This window comes from Paraglaciecola sp. T6c, from assembly GCF_000014225.1.
GTDB classification, from domain to species: Bacteria; Pseudomonadota; Gammaproteobacteria; order Enterobacterales; family Alteromonadaceae; genus Paraglaciecola; species Paraglaciecola atlantica_A.
This window is the reverse complement of sequence record NC_008228.1, coordinates 2,890,359-2,905,935: the sequence shown is the minus strand read 5'-3', so window position 1 is coordinate 2,905,935 and position 15,577 is coordinate 2,890,359. Positions and strand designations below refer to the sequence as shown.

The following is a 15,577-nucleotide window of genomic DNA, read 5'->3' as shown; positions in this document are numbered from 1 at the left end:
TTTATTATTTGAATAAATAGCAAATTTACAATGCGCTAACGTATACAGCAAAGTTCATGCCCGAGATATATTTGGCTATGACCTTCATTTAAAAGAGAATTATAAAGTACGGCTGGGATAAAGCAGTGATACCTGCACCAATTTTGCCGGCAAAGCAGTCAAATGTACAAAAGTGGTGCAGGGGCCAGGATTAACTACCCTTCTTGGTGATTTTGCTGTTCTCTTTACGGGGAGCATCACCATGAGGGCAGCGTTTTATTTGCTCACAGGCAGCCAGTTTTTCAACTTTTGCGCATCCGATATGGTCAAGTAAATCGTGTCTAGCGAGGCATTTTCTACGGTGAGGTCAATTTGTTTAAGCCGTTGGTGACGCAGAGCCGTTAACGTCACGTTACTTTTGGCAGCATATTGATTATAAATTGTCAGTAAGTTTGCAGCGGACACTTGCCAGTCATCAAAACTGATCAGCTGATCGCCCACTTGTAGTCCAGCGTTATAGGCTGGCGTATTTTCGCTAACTTGGGTCACTAATACCCCGGTGTCTGCAGCTTTAAAGGCTGCGCCAAACTGAGTTTTTTGGACCCGAGGAGCAGGCTTTCCACCCGCATCGCTGGCATCAATACGTGGGCGCTTGTGCAATGTCACCCCAAAGTCATGCAATAGGTGGCTGACCGGGAGCTCTTTGATTGTGTGCAATGCATCTTGCAGGAACGCAGCGAGTGGTAAACCCATTTCGTTGAGTACGATATGTTGAATAATGTCATCCGGCGTGCCTATATTCATTTTGCCATGGTGCTGCCATAAGTAACGCATGACATCGTCTAAGCTTTTGGTGTGTTGACTTGCCGCGCGTATGTGCAAATCAAGACACAGCGCGATAACAGCCCCTTTGACATAATAACTGACAATGTTGTTGATGGCGCTAGCATCTTGTTGATAGAACTTGGTCCAGGCGTCAAAGCTTGAGGCTGTGACGGTTTGTTTAAAGCGACCCGCATTACGCTCTAAACGCGTAAGCGTTTGGCCTAATACTTCTAAATAGCTTTCATTGTTGGTCACATGGCTGCGGGTAAGGCTTAAATCGTCGTAGTAACTGGTGAAGCCTTCGTAAATCCATAGTTGGGGAGTATACGCTTCATAACTAAGGTTGCTGGCCTGCAGCGCAGCGGGTTTGGTACGTTTTACATGCCAAGTATGCAGAAATTCGTGGCTGCATAAACTCAAAAAAGTACGATAACCATCAGGCATGTGATCTGCTTGGGCGGTACTGGGTAAATCATCTCTGCTGTAAAGCAGTGCTGTAGAAGACATATGCTCAAGGCCGCCAAAATCTTTGCCTGTTAGCATGGTGATAAACAGATAGCGCTCAACGGGCGGCGTATCGCCGAATAAGGTGAAATGATGGGCGCAGAGTTTACGCAAGTCTGCTGCCATGCGTTGGGTATCGCTGCGGTGTCCGCCGGCCAGAATTAACTCAAAGTGACAGATATGTTCAGCGCTTTGTTGTGAAGAGGTGCTGGCGACTGGGGTAACAACGTCAAAAGGCACGATATCGTAATTTCCCATTAAAATGGGATGGTCTATCAAGTCGTTGTAATTGTCAGCGCAGTAGTCCCCGAAATCGTGATGCTCGGTGGCTCTAGCAAGGGGCAAGGTAGTTGCCACTCGCCAATGCTTACATTGGGCCTGTTCAGGCCTGATTAGGGTCACTAGCACAGGTGCTTCGCGGTGCTCTTTGATCGCTAGGAAAGTACTTGTGCCGTTAAAAAAGGCAAAATCGTCAAATACGTAAGCACTGCGTACCGATAAATCAAACGCGTAAACACTGTAATTTACCGTTATTGGGCCAGAGTTTGCTGGCAGCTTCCAAGTTTGTTTATCTAGTTTATGTATCGATAATGCCTGACCTTGGGCGTCTTGAGCGGATATTTCAACGATATTTTTCGCGAAATCCCTGATCATGTAACTGCCGGGTATCCAAGCGGGTAACGTCAGTTCATGACCATCACTTGAGGGCATATTAATCTGTAATGAGACGTCTAGCATATGCCCGGCAAGAGAAGAAACGTTGAGGGTGTAGTGGATATCAGCAGAATGTTGAAGCATGAACTAAAACCTTAAAAAACATGGAGATGACTGAAGTCGATTCGCATTGAATAAATTCAATTTGAGGATGAATCTTTACGAAAACACTTTATATTAAAGTAAATTTTACGTTAAATGGACAAAGTACAGTTTACTTTGTTTTTGATACTACAGGATATTTGACCTTTGCCACACAATAGCGGGCTATCAAGTGATGATTTATTTAAGCTGCGATCGATGCGACCGGGCATGATTGTAGACTTGCAAATTCACTCGCCAACATTAAAAAGACGAGTAAAAACGGAATTCGTAGGCATAGACGGGAGCCGAAATCTGATCTTCCGATTCCCTGATGAGAACAAGTGGGCAGGTCTTGGTGGCGCAATTTACATGAATAATACTATGATTGTGCGCTGCATTTTAGAAGATGAAACGGGAGAGATAGTCGCATTCAAAGTCAAAATAATCATAGTGATCACCCGGCCATCTAAGTTGGTATTTACCTCATTCCCGGAAAGTATTCAAAGTCACGGTTTACGCGCTGAACAGCGAGCCCAGACACGCATCGCTGCGTTGTTAATTGATAGCCAAGAGCGCAGCCACATAGTACCTTGTTTGGTGCGCGATATTTCGAATCAGGGGTGTATGATCAGTATTGGGCGCGACGCAAAAGGGGTAAAGCCAACTGTGGATCAGGAGCTTGAGTTACTGATACCAAATTCAGAGGGGGATGACATCAGTTTGTCCGGTCATGTGCGAAATAAGAAAGAGGATGATACTCGGCATTATTTCGGGATCCAATTTTGCGATGATGAAAATGACGTGGCCAAGCTGCTGAGCCAACTATTAATCAATACCGGATAGCATTGGCAAAAAGGCGGATAGACGGGACATTAGGTTTTCGGTATCCTCAAGCCAACTGTTAAATTATTGTTAAAAATAGAGCGAGAGTGTACATGCGCCGTATAGAAATCCTGTTGAACGAGTATGGTCACAGCCATACCAATAAGCTCAATATCTTAATTCACGCGATTGCCGTGCCGGCAATTTACTTTGTTACGTTGGGGCTACTGTGGTCTATTCCTCGCCCTGAACTGTTGATGCACTTCGATGTGACGTGGGCGCACATTGCGGTCATTCCAATGCTGGTGTACTACTTTCGATTATCAGGCCCAATTGGGGCCGCTATGACCCTATTGAGCGTCGTGTCTTTATACGGAATTATGCTGATTGAAAGCTCAATATACGAAGTATGGATTGTCTGTTTGGCTATCTTTGTGGTGATGTGGATCCTGCAGTTTGTGGGTCACAAAATCGAAGGTAAAAGCCCGTCCTTTTTCAAGGATGTGCAGTTTTTACTCGTAGGGCCTGCTTGGTGGTGGGTACATTGGCTTAAACGCATGAATATCGCGTACTAAACACCTCATCCCCGTTTTGAGCGATAATAGCTCTCAAGATGCGATAAACGGGGAAGGGCGCACGCCCAACCGTCAGCACTTGCTTCTTCTTTCCCGTATAATCGTGATTTGATTGGATTTTAATGGTGTTTCTTAAATGAAGTGGCAGGCGTTATTTGACACCCGTGAACGAATGTTTTGGACGCTACACACGCTTGGGTGGTGTGGTTTCGCGGTAATTTATTATATAGGTTCTTTCCTGCACGATATGCGCAGTATTTGGCTGTTCGTGATTATCTTAAATGCCTATGCGGGTTGGTTATTGACCATTCCTTTGCGTTACATTTACGCCCGCGCTATGAAGCTCAGCCCGTTGAAAATGTTGATGGTGGTGTTCGTTAGCGTGTATACGATTGCGCTAATGTGGGCATTAGTGAAAAACATCAACTATTGGGAAATATATAAAAAGGGATATCGTCCTGAAGAATGGTACATGTATTTTACCAATACGGTGAATTCCTTAATCATGATTGGCTGCTGGACTGGGCTCTATTTTGGTATTAAAAACTACCAAATGTTGCTTAAAGAAAAACAAAATAGCCTCAGAGCATCCACCATGGCGCATCAAGCACACATCAAGATGTTACGTTACCAGCTTAATCCGCATTTTTTGTTTAATACCTTAAACGCCATTTCGACACTGATTTTAATGAAAGACAACAAAACCGCTGAGTCTATGGTAACTCGCCTCAGCGACTTTTTGCGCTATTCCCTAGATAAAGACCCTATAAAAAAAGTGCCATTACGCCAAGAAATTGAGGCATTAACCCTTTATTTAGCCATCGAAAAAGTGCGCTTTGAAGACCGTTTGACTGTTATTTGGGACATTCAACCCAGTGCAAATGAAGCATTAGTGCCTAGCTTGATTTTGCAGCCATTAATCGAAAACTCAATTAAATATGCTATTTCAAAATTAGAAGAGGGTGGCTGTATTGCGATTTCAGCTAAAGTATTTGGCCGAGATCTGATGCTAGAAGTGACCGATAATGGGCCAGGGGCGGACATTGAAGAAGGCCAAATGTATCGCGAAAATGGCGTGGGTCTGCAAAATATTCAAGAGCGTTTGGACTCGTTATACAAAAATGATTTCTCTTTTAGTATTTCTAATAGCCAGCCTTCTGGTATAAAAGTGTTTATTCGTATCCCATTTGAGACACAAGAAGCAGTGCATGAAAATTAACACTATTGTTATCGACGACGAGCCTCTAGCGCGCAAAGGCTTAGCGATACGCTTGGGTCAGTTCGAAGAAATTAATCTCGTTGCCCAGTGTAAAAACGGACTTGAAGCGGTGACCCTCATTCCGCAGTTACGCCCAGACCTCATTTTCCTCGATATTCAAATGCCAGGCTTAAACGGCTTTCAAGTGATCAACAAGTTGCGTGAGCTTAACCAGCCTGTACCCATGATTATCTTTGTGACCGCTTATGACACATATGCAATAAAGGCATTTGATGCGCATGCGCTAGATTATGTGCTCAAACCCGTTGATGAGAAACGTTTGCGTGCAGCGGTAGATAAAGTCATCAGTCACGTGATGTTGCACAGTGAGTCAGATCATAAGCAAACGCTGGCCAAAGTAGTGGCTGATTTTACTGGGGACGATTGCGAGGATATTTTACGCCGATTAGCCAGTGGTGAAGCGCTCAATACCACGCAATACGGTGATGTGTTAGCGATTAAAGATGGCACAGAAGTAACGCGTGTCGCCGTCGCTGAAATTCAATGGATAGATGCCGCTGGCGATTACATGTGTGTACATGCGCTAGAGCAAACACATATTATGCGCCGTACCATGAAAGAGTTAGAAGAAGAGTTGGATCCGCGCATATTCGTAAGAGTGCATCGCTCAGCCATAGTGAATATCAAATATGTGCAAAAACTCGTCAGTCATATCAGTGGCGAATACCACTTAATTTTATCCAATGGTACCGAGTTAAAGGTCAGCCGAAGCCACAGGGATAACGTTAAGAATATGATTAATAGCTAATATTTAGTAACAATCAGAGTAGAGTGAGTAGGCGAAATTGTCACGACTTCGAGTGGCTAAATGGTTATATTCGGGTATTAGTTCACCTGCGTGATTGAGACAGACATGAATAAATTAATTTTAGTCGTTTTTACCCTTGGTATGCTACTTACAGGGTGTAGCTCAAAGTTCGCTTATAACAATATAGATTGGCTAATGTATTGGTACATAGACGACTACGTGGAGCTGGATAAAAGTCAGAAATCACTTTTAGATAACCACGTTGAACAATGGATGCATTGGCATCGTCAAGACGAACTGAGTGAGTATAAAGCGCACCTACAAACGGTTTATCAACAGGTTTCTGCGGGGCATGTTAACAAGGCCCAGTGGTTGAATCATTTTGAAGAAGGCAAACAGCATTGGGTACGCTTTAGAGATCATGTTAGTCCTGAACTTGTTAATTTAGCCCCAAAATTAACCGATGAACAAGTCAACGATCTGTTTGCTCAAATACAGAAGCAAAATGAAGAGCGCATTGAAAAACGCGCGGATCGCACATTTGACGAACGATTAGAAAAGAACATTGAAGATACTCAGGATAACGTTAAAGAGTTCATAGGAAAGCTAAGCAAAGCACAAAAAGAGATAGTGGTGAATTACGCTGATGACTTTAAAAGTAGCTTTGATTTATGGATGGATTATCGTCAACGTATCCAGCAGGCTGCCTACGATATGTTACTCAACTCGCGCCATGAAGAAGACTTTACGTCGCGCTTTTTAGCGCTTTTGTCCCACCCTGAGCAATACCAAAGTGACGAACTGATGGCTATATCAGCCCATAACAATCAAGTGTACGCATCGATGCTTGAGGCATTAGGCCAATCGCTAAGCCCAAAGCAAAAGAAAAAGGCCCTCAATGAAATCGACGATTTAATTGAGGACATAAGCGACTTGCAAGAAGATTGATAGCCGTTGCCGTGCGCAAAGTTACCGAGTATTGAAAGTTGCCGAGTATTGAAAGTTACCGAGCACAGAAACACCGAGAGTAATACTATAGCGTGCACTGCAATGGCTCGTAGCGATTTTACTGTTCAGCGCTACTGAGATACTTGAGCGCTAAAACATTTCTTCTTGAGGTAACCAGGCGCCAGCGTTAACCAATTCGCTTATAAGCTGTACCCAAAAGTGATTGATCGTGACAGCGGTGCCCTTATCACTGTGCAAATCAAATTGCCACGAAGCCGATTGAAGAAATGCTCGCACTGCTTGAGCATGCTCCGGTGGAGCAAAAAATGCTTGGCCTTCAATAAAGAACTCCAATGATGTGTTCTCATCCGATTGCGCTAAGTAAATAGGGCGTATGCCAGGTTGACGCTCAAACACTGTTTGCTGTTGGAATAATACTAATATTTCTTGTAAAGAATAATCTGGGTTGTGTTGCTCATCGTAACCCTGATTTAGTTGAGTATCACTGAAGTGAGAAGTCAGCCAACGCGTGAAATCAGGGGAGTCGATAGCGTCATGCAGCATATTCCGGAAACTATGTATTTCCTCTTGTGCTAATTCACTGGGATCAAATCTAGGGGTTAATCCTTTGTCTTGGTAGCGTTTTTTAAATATGCCTAAATCGATACTGTAATCCGCTAGTGACGAGAGTAAATCTTGTTGGGTCGGCGCGCGAAAGCCTACTGAATAATTCATGCAGTCTTCTAATGCGACACCATTATGTGGGCAACCTGCCGGGATATATAGCATATCTCCCGAATGCAGTACCTCATCTATGATAGGGGTAAATCCCTGTATTTGACTGAGATCTGGATGGGGGTGGTAAGTTGAATACTCGCCTCGTTTACCCGCTTGCCAGCGCCTGCTGCCTTTACCTTGAATAATAAATACATCGTATTGGTCCAAATGAGGACCTACGCCGGCCCCGGTATTGGAAAAGCTCACCATTAGATCGTCTAAGCGCCAGTAGGGGATAAAATTAAACATGCGAATAAGGGCGTCAGCTTCATCAACATGTTGATCAACACTTTGTACTAACAGACTCCAGCTACCTTGGCAGGCATGTTCGAAGTCACTGATTGGCCCGTGTTGAACGTGCCAGTTGGCATTTTCAGATGACACTATTCGCGAATCTATCCTTGGGTCTTGGGCTAAGCCCGCGAGCTCATTTTCATCAAGAGGGTCTACAAATTGCGAAAATGCCCCTTTAAACACGACTGGGCGTTTTTGCCAGTGAGAGTCTAAAAATAGTGTTGGATCAAAGTTATCAAATACGTACATCGTGTGAAAAACCCTTGTGCCTTATAACGTTATAGTGCGCTGAAAATAGGATGAATGGAAAAGGGGTTATTCAATTTCCCCAAGCAACCAATAGGTTTTAATTTGCCCCAATCCTTTGATCTTGACTTCACCTCGTGGCTCGAAACAATATTTATGCTTTGCCATTTCGTAGGTAGACTGGGTCACTTGAATCTGGTCGGTTCGACCGTGGCTTTCCATTCTGGCCGCTAGGGTAACAGCTTCACCCCACAAATCGTAACAGAATTTGCTGCGACCAATAACGCCTGCTACGACTTCCCCTGAGCCAATACCAATACGTAGCCCAGTGGTTAAGTGATATTTATGTTGTAGTGCGCTAAAGGCGTCTTTTACCGCTAACGCATAAGCGCAACATTGCACCGCATGGGCGTTGTTGATGTCAGGCACACCAGCTGCTGCCATGTAGCCATCGCCAATGGTCTTTATTTTTTCCAATCCATGATGTTCACTTAATCGATCGAATTGACTAAAAACGTCGTCGAGTAAGTCGACCAACGCTTGCGCCTTAAGTGTTTTTACGAGCAAGCTGAAATTTTCGAGATCGAGAAAGCATATTGAGACTTGATCATATTGGTCAGCGATTTTACCTTGTACGGTTTTTAAGCGCTGGGCGATGGGGCGCGGCAAAATATTAAGCAGTAGTGCCTCTGAGCGTTGATTGGCCATGAAAAGCTTTTGCTGAGTTCGCGTCATATTTCGTCCAACATGCATACTGGCTAAGGTGCAGGATAAGGCGAGAAAAACGGCACTGGAAAAACTGGCGACCTGATGGTATTCAGATAAATATTGCGGGTTAACTTGCCAAATGTAATATCCATCAATCAAAAGAAAAACAACGACGTGAGACTCGATACATACCCACATGGCGATAGTTTGGGCGTTAAAGATAAAAGGGCAAATGAACACGCCCAACAGTAAATAGTAATGTACGTTCACATTAGCTTGCCAGATAACACTTGACCACGCGATGTAGCTGATAAATAGACCAACCAAGATGAATTTTGCCTCGCGTTGCAAGCCCGTACGATTCAGAAGGGGAACGAGACAAAAAAGCGCACCATGACTTACGACTAAGGTTATTTTATATCCGCCACCGAAGTGCCAATAATAAACAATAATGGGCACTTGCAACAAAAGTACAAATATCACCATTAGGCTGATGATATTGCTTATCCGCGTTGGGTTAATATCAGCCGTTGTATTTTGAGGAATGCCACACCAAATCCATGCGTGCAATAATTGAGTGACCATAGGGTCTTCCGTTTGACCATGAGGAATTGAGTATAGGCTAAAAAGGTGGGGTGTAAATTTGGGCGTTCAGGGGGCCTAGCAGTGCGATAAGACACGAAAGAGGGGAATGATTTCCCCTCTAATAATCTGCATCTTAAATCTGGTTTACAAGCTCAACAGCTTGGCCGATGTAATTGGAAGGCGTCAGTGCTTTGAGCTGCGTTTTCGCTTCGTCTGGCAATTCGAGTCCATCGATAAACTCAGCCATGATTTGCTGATTTACTTTCTTGCCACGGGTTAATTCTTTGAGTTTTTCATATGGCTTTTCAATGCCATAACGACGCATAACGGTTTGAATCGGCTCTGCGAGTAATTCCCAGTTGTTGTCTAATTCATCCAGTAAACTCTGCTCATTCACTTGTAGCTTGCTGATCCCTTTCAGGGTGGCTTGGTAGGCAATGATGGCATAACCCACACCAACACCTAAGTTTCGTAGCACCGTTGAGTCAGTTAGATCGCGCTGCCAGCGAGATACAGGAAGTTTAGTGGCTAAGTGACCAAACAAAGCGTTGGCTAAGCCCAAATTACCTTCTGAGTTTTCAAAATCGATAGGATTCACTTTATGGGGCATAGTGGAAGAGCCAATTTCCCCCGCGATGGTTCTTTGCTTAAAGTGACCTAATGCAATATAACCCCAAACATCACGGTTAAAATCAATCAATATGGTGTTGAAACGTGCAATGGCATCGAATAATTCAGCGATATAATCATGGGGTTCAATTTGCGTGGTGAAAGGGTTCAATGTCACGCCTAAGCTAGCCACGAACTCTTCTGCAAACTGCGCCCAATCAAGACTAGGGTACGCGGATAAATGCGCGTTATAGTTACCTACGGCGCCGTTTACTTTACCGAGCACCGCGACATTGGCAATTTGGTTACGCTGGCGCTCTAGACGATACGCAACGTTGGCCATTTCTTTGCCCATAGTAGTGGGTGAAGCGGGTTGACCGTGGGTACGTGCCATCATCGGAATATTCTGATATTCCTTGGCAAGGCGTTTAAGCTCGCTAATTAATTTGTCACTGTAGGGCAAGATAATGCTATCGCGCGCTTCTTTAAGCATCAGTGCGTGTGACATATTGTTGATGTCTTCTGAGGTACACGCAAAGTGAATGAATTCATTTACTGCATTCAGCTCTGCGTTATCCGCTACTTGTTCTTTTAGAAAGTATTCAACCGCTTTAACATCATGGTTCGTGGTGCGCTCAATTTCTTTGATACGCCCTGCGTGGCTTTCATCAAACGTGGCCACTATGTTATCGAGTAATGTATTTGCCTCAGCGCTAAAGGCTGGTACTTGCTCGATAGATGCAGTTGACGCTAACTTTTGTAACCAGCGAACTTCAACTTGTACCCGATACTTTAGTAAACCGAACTCACTGAATATACTGCGTAATTCTGCTGTTTTTTCAGCGTAGCGCCCGTCAATGGGGGATACGGCGGTTAATGCGGATAACTGCATGAAATGTGTGCTCCTAACGTGATTGGTTAATTTGCGCTAATGCTTGTTCAGCGCACTCTAAAATGCGCTGCCGGTTGAATAATACTTGTCGGCGTTTACCGCCGAGCTGTCGCCACAATACAGCTGAGCGCAGACCTGCTAATAACAGAGCTCGCACCTTATGTTGATTATCACTTTGCTTGAGCAGCTCTGGGTCGCCAGATACTTGAATTTTCGCGGTAACAGGGCTAACAACATCACTGTATATACTGGCCAAATTAGACAGCATTTGCCCTTCAAACAAATCTAAGTGAAGTTGTTGGCGTTTTATATGATTAATTCTGTCGCCCAATTCATTCATCCGCTTAGCTGAGCGGGCTAACTTGCGCTCAATACTCAGCAAATTAGCGATATAGCGAGTAATTTCTGTGTCTTTTGGGGTCGCGCTATTCCCTAGTTGCGCACGCAGCATGTCAAATCCGATTTTTAAATTGCCGATTTGGCCATACACCTGTTCGGTATTATCTGGTTCGGTGATGATGATGCTTTCAATGCTCGCTTTGAATGCCTGCTCGTCGCACGTTCCATGCTTAGACACTTGTTTAACTAATGCTGCCGCTTGGCATACACCTGCTAATGCCAGACTTCTTTCTATTTCGCTGGTGTTTAAATTCTTCTTGTTCGAGTTTTGCATTAACGAATATAGCTCTCTATTATCCCGCCACCTAAGCAGACTTCATTTAAGTAAAACACGGCCGATTGCCCAGGAGTCACTGCTTTTTGTGGCTCATCGAACATAACACGCACGTTGCCGTCAGGTTCTGGTGTTAGTGTGCAGGCAATGTCTTCCTGGCGATAACGTGTCTTAACACTGCATTTCATTGGCGAGGTAGGTCCCGTTCGGTCGACCCAGTGCAATTGATTGGCGATTAAACCGTTAGAGTAAAGGCGAGGGTGGTCTGCACCTTGTCCAACAATCAAAACGTTACGCGCCATGTCTTTGTCAACCACGTACCATGGATCGTCACCGAACTCTTTCATGCCACCTATCATTAGCCCTTTGCGTTGACCCAAGGTGTGATACATCAGCCCCTGATGCTGGCCAATTTCTTGGCCTTCTGGCGTTTCGATAACGCCGGGCTGCGCAGGGAGGTACTGGGATAGAAAATCAGTGAATTTACGCTCACCAATAAAGCAAATGCCGGTGCTGTCTTTTTTATCGTGGGTGATAAGCCCTTGTTCTTGAGCAATTTCGCGTACTTGTGGTTTTTCTATATCACCAATTGGGAATAACGTCTGACCAACATGCTGTTCGCCTAAGGTATACAAAAAGTAGCTTTGGTCTTTGTTGTCATCCATACCGCGAAGCATTTGCCAATGGCCATCCACTTCACGGCGGCGCACATAATGTCCAGTCGCGATGTAATCGGCTTCAAGTTCTTCTGCGGCGAATTCAAGAAACGCTTTAAACTTAATTTCTTTGTTGCACATGATATCCGGATTCGGCGTGCGCCCTGATTTGTATTCCTCAAGGAAATATTCAAACACGTTGTCCCAGTACTCTGCCGCAAAGTTAATTTGATGCAATACTATGCCGAGCTTATCTGCAACTGCTTGAGCGTCTTTTAGATCGTCAGCCGCTGCGCAATATTCATCATTGTCGTCTTCTTCCCAATTCTTCATGAAAAGGCCTTCAACTTGATAGCCTTGCTGCAGCAAGATATAGGCTGAAACAGAAGAATCGACACCACCTGACATACCAACAATAACCTTTTTCTGGCTATTACTGGCTAACTCGGTAGCACTAAGGGAATGAATATAAGGCATGATAAATAGTAAAGTCTCAGTAAAAATGGTGGCGAATTCTAGCAAATAACCGCGCATAGATCATCTGCATTGTAAGCATAATATGTGACATTATGTTGTACGGGTGATGCTAATCGAGTTCCACATATTGACCGGTATCGATGCCGTCTAGCGTCCAATTTCCGATTCGATAGCGAACTAGTCTAAGGGTAGGGAAGCCGATATGGGCAGTCATGCGTCTAACTTGGCGGTTTTTACCTTCGCTAATGGTGATAGATAGCCAACTGGTTGGAATGGACTGCCGAAAACGCACCGGCGGTGTGCGGGGCCATAAGGCGGGTTCGGGCATTGATTCAACCTTAGCAGGGCGAGTCAACCCATCTTTTAGTTCTACTCCGTCACGCAATGCTTGTAACTGTCGTTCTTGTGGGATCCCTTCCACTTGGACCCAATAGGTTTTTGACGTTTTCTTTTTAGGGTCGGTAAGTTTGCTTTGTAGTTTACCGTCATTAGTGAGTACAAGTAGACCTTCGCTGTCTTTATCTAAACGTCCGGATGCATAAATATCAGGAATAGGGATAAAATCCTTCAGGGTTTGTCTACCAGTGGCATCGGTAAATTGGGTTAAGACATTAAAGGGTTTATTAAAAAGTACAATTTTTGTACGGCTGGCGGGTGTTTTTGGCTTTTTATATTGATCAATGTTCATTTCTTGTAACTTATTATGAATAAAACAGCTGAGTTATTTTGCACTCTGGCACGAATTGTTTATTATCTTCGGGCGAAATTTTCAATCTCACTTTACCTGATGTCAGGATCGGATGTGTTAATTCCTGATAAATTTACTAAATGACCGCTATTTAGCAGCAGCCAATGTGCTTTATATCAGTCTACACTAATCCGGTAGCTCTCTACCGCAACATTTGAGGTATATAATGACAACTCAGAAGTCAAAGATTATCTATACGAAAACTGATGAAGCTCCCGCGCTGGCAACATACTCATTGCTACCAATAGTTGAGTCGTTCGCTTCATCTGCTGACATTGAAATCGAACTTAGCGATATATCATTAGCAGCACGTATTTTGGCCAATTTTGCTGATTATTTGAGTGACGAGCAGAAAGTACCTGATGCCCTAGCAGAGTTGGGCGAGCTCACACAAGACGCAGCAACGAATATCATTAAGTTACCTAATATCAGTGCTTCTAAGCCACAACTTAAAGCTGCTATAAAAGAATTGAACGATAAAGGGTTCAATGTACCGGCTTACCCCGAAGACCCAGCGACTGATGAAGAAAAAGACATCGAAGCGCGTTACTCTAAAGTATTAGGCAGTGCCGTAAACCCAGTGCTTCGTGAAGGTAACTCTGACCGCCGTGCCCCTAAAGCAGTAAAAAGCTATGCACGCAAAAATCCACATTCAATGGGAGCGTGGAGCCAAGCGTCACAAACTCATGTTGCCCACATGCGCGGCGGTGATTTTTACTCAGGTGAAAAGTCTGTAACGGTGAAAAACGCCGGTCATGTGCGCATCGAATTCACTGACAATAACGGTCAAGTAAACGTATTGAAGCCACGAGTTGATTTGCTTGCTGGCGAAGTGATTGATGGCATGTTTATGAGCAAGAAAGCCCTTTGTGATTTCTTCGAAGAACAAATTGAAGATGCAAAGCAAACCGGTATTCTTTTCTCATTGCATGTTAAAGCGACCATGATGAAGGTGTCTCACCCGATTGTATTTGGTCACTGTGTTAAAGTGTTCTACAAGAAATTATTTGAAAAGCACGCTGCGTTATTTGAAGAATTAGGTGTTGATGCTAACAATGGTTTGGGCAGTGTTTATGACAAGATAGCCACTTTACCCGAGTCTCAGCGCGCTGAAATTCAAAAAGATATTAATGCCTGCTACGCTGACCGTCCTCCTATTGCGATGGTTAACTCAGATAAAGGTATTTCTAACCTTCACGTACCAAGTGACGTAATCGTTGATGCTTCAATGCCAGCAATGATCCGTTCTTCTGGGCAAATGTGGGGTCCTGATGGAAAACTGCATGATACTAAAGCGGTTATCCCAGAAAGCACTTACGCGACTATCTATCAAGAGATGATCAACTTCTGTAAAACCCACGGTGCATTTGATCCCACCACTATGGGATCTGTCTCAAACGTTGGTTTGATGGCGCAAAAAGCGGAAGAATACGGCTCTCACGACAAAACATTTGAAATGACAGGTGCTGGTAAAGTACGTGTTATTGATCAAGACGAAAATGTGTTGATTGAGCATGACGTAGAAGAGGGCGATATTTGGCGTATGTGTCAGGCGAAAGACGCGCCTATCCAAGATTGGGTTAAACTAGCAGTTAACCGCGCGCGCCAATCTGGCGACCCGGCAATTTTTTGGTTAGATGATGAGCGTGCTCATGATGCTCAGCTAATCGAAAAAGTGAATACCTACTTGAAAGATCACGATACAGAAGGCTTGCACATTGAGATAATGGCGCCTGTGCGTGCTATTCGTTATTCAATGGAACGCGCCCTTCGTGGATTAGACACGATTTCTGTAACAGGTAACGTTTTACGCGACTACCTAACAGATTTGTTCCCTATTCTTGAATTGGGTACCAGTGCAAAAATGTTGTCTATCGTACCTTTGATGGCCGGTGGTGGTTTGTTTGAAACAGGCGCTGGCGGTAGTGCTCCTAAGCACGTTCAGCAGTTTGTTGAAGAAGGTCACCTACGTTGGGATTCACTCGGTGAGTTTTTAGCGATTGCTGTATCAATTGAAGATTTGGCAATCAAAAATGACAATGCGAAAGCGAAAGTATTGGCTAAAGCATTAGATGCCGCGACCGAGAAATTGCTAAACGAAGGTAAATCACCTCAGCGTAAAGCAGGACAACTTGATAACCGAGGCAGTCATTTCTATCTTGCGATGTATTGGGCTGAAGCGTTGTCGACGCAAGCTGAAGATGCGTCATTAGCGGCTAAATTTGCGCCATTGTTCAAAGCGCTTAGCAGCAACGAAGCTAAAATTGTTGCTGAGATTGATGCAACTCAAGGTTCGCCAGAAAACATTGGTGGGTATTACTACCCAGATGATGCATTGCTAACCCAAGCAATGTGCCCAAGTGCAACATTGAACACCATTCTAAAAGATTATAAATAAAAATTTTTAATTAAGCATAAAAAAGCAGACCTTCAG

Annotated in this window: 13 protein-coding genes; 6 read left to right on the top strand and 7 right to left on the bottom strand. The window is 44.1% G+C overall.

Translation table 11 applies throughout. The annotated features are described in order from the left end of the window. Positions 1-255: 255 nt before the first annotated feature. Entirely contained in the window at positions 256-2,106 is a 1,851-nt protein-coding gene (locus PATL_RS12195; RefSeq protein ID WP_011575183.1) for a M61 family metallopeptidase, read from the bottom strand. Between the two features lie 216 nt (positions 2,107-2,322). Between PATL_RS12195 and PATL_RS12190 the strand changes: the two genes are divergently transcribed. The 5 genes from PATL_RS12190 to PATL_RS12170 all read left to right on the top strand — a co-directional run bounded on the left by PATL_RS12190 (position 2,323) and on the right by PATL_RS12170 (position 6,478). Beyond that, positions 2,323-2,949, top strand: a complete 627-nt coding sequence (locus tag PATL_RS12190) for a PilZ domain-containing protein (protein WP_011575182.1) — start codon at positions 2,323-2,325, stop codon at positions 2,947-2,949. Positions 2,950-3,041: 92 nt separating this feature from the next. Then, on the top strand, positions 3,042-3,503 hold the full coding sequence (locus PATL_RS12185) for a DUF962 domain-containing protein (RefSeq protein ID WP_011575181.1): 462 nt from the start codon (positions 3,042-3,044) through the stop codon (positions 3,501-3,503). A 136-nt stretch (positions 3,504-3,639) separates the two neighbouring features. Next, entirely contained in the window at positions 3,640-4,722 is a 1,083-nt protein-coding gene (locus PATL_RS12180; RefSeq protein WP_011575180.1) for a sensor histidine kinase, read from the top strand. Then, a complete protein-coding gene (locus PATL_RS12175; RefSeq protein ID WP_011575179.1) occupies positions 4,712-5,530 on the top strand; it encodes a LytR/AlgR family response regulator transcription factor in 819 nt (272 codons plus the stop codon). The genes PATL_RS12180 and PATL_RS12175 overlap by 11 nt, the downstream gene beginning before the upstream one ends. A gap of 105 nt (positions 5,531-5,635) precedes the next feature. Continuing rightward, complete coding sequence (locus tag PATL_RS12170; RefSeq protein WP_011575178.1) at positions 5,636-6,478, top strand: DUF6279 family lipoprotein; 843 nt, start codon at positions 5,636-5,638, stop codon at positions 6,476-6,478. Between the two features lie 150 nt (positions 6,479-6,628). On the opposite strand, the gene PATL_RS12165 is transcribed toward PATL_RS12170, so the two are convergent. From PATL_RS12165 to PATL_RS12140, 6 genes are all read right to left on the bottom strand, one after another. Continuing rightward, entirely contained in the window at positions 6,629-7,798 is a 1,170-nt protein-coding gene (locus PATL_RS12165; protein WP_011575177.1) for a cupin domain-containing protein, read from the bottom strand. Positions 7,799-7,864: 66 nt separating this feature from the next. Then, positions 7,865-9,088 (bottom strand): adenylate/guanylate cyclase domain-containing protein, encoded by a 1,224-nt coding sequence (locus tag PATL_RS12160; RefSeq protein ID WP_011575176.1) that lies wholly within the window; start codon positions 9,086-9,088, stop codon positions 7,865-7,867. A 133-nt stretch (positions 9,089-9,221) separates the two neighbouring features. Next, positions 9,222-10,589 (bottom strand): adenylosuccinate lyase, encoded by a 1,368-nt coding sequence (gene purB / locus PATL_RS12155; RefSeq protein ID WP_011575175.1) that lies wholly within the window; start codon positions 10,587-10,589, stop codon positions 9,222-9,224. A 13-nt stretch (positions 10,590-10,602) separates the two neighbouring features. Then, on the bottom strand, positions 10,603-11,262 hold the full coding sequence (gene hflD, locus PATL_RS12150; protein WP_011575174.1) for a high frequency lysogenization protein HflD: 660 nt from the start codon (positions 11,260-11,262) through the stop codon (positions 10,603-10,605). Further along, positions 11,262-12,395 carry a tRNA 2-thiouridine(34) synthase MnmA gene (mnmA, locus tag PATL_RS12145; protein WP_049765955.1) on the bottom strand — a complete coding sequence of 378 codons (1,134 nt, stop codon included), beginning with the start codon at positions 12,393-12,395 and terminating at the stop codon, positions 11,262-11,264. Before mnmA ends, hflD begins: the two co-directional genes overlap by 1 nt. A gap of 109 nt (positions 12,396-12,504) precedes the next feature. Beyond that, positions 12,505-13,083, bottom strand: coding sequence for a pseudouridine synthase (locus tag PATL_RS12140; protein WP_011575172.1), 579 nt, complete (start codon positions 13,081-13,083; stop codon positions 12,505-12,507). A gap of 226 nt (positions 13,084-13,309) precedes the next feature. Here PATL_RS12140 and PATL_RS12135 point away from each other — a divergent pair, with 226 nt between their 5' ends. After that, positions 13,310-15,541, top strand: coding sequence for an NADP-dependent isocitrate dehydrogenase (locus PATL_RS12135; protein ID WP_011575171.1), 2,232 nt, complete (start codon positions 13,310-13,312; stop codon positions 15,539-15,541). Positions 15,542-15,577: the final 36 nt, after the last annotated feature.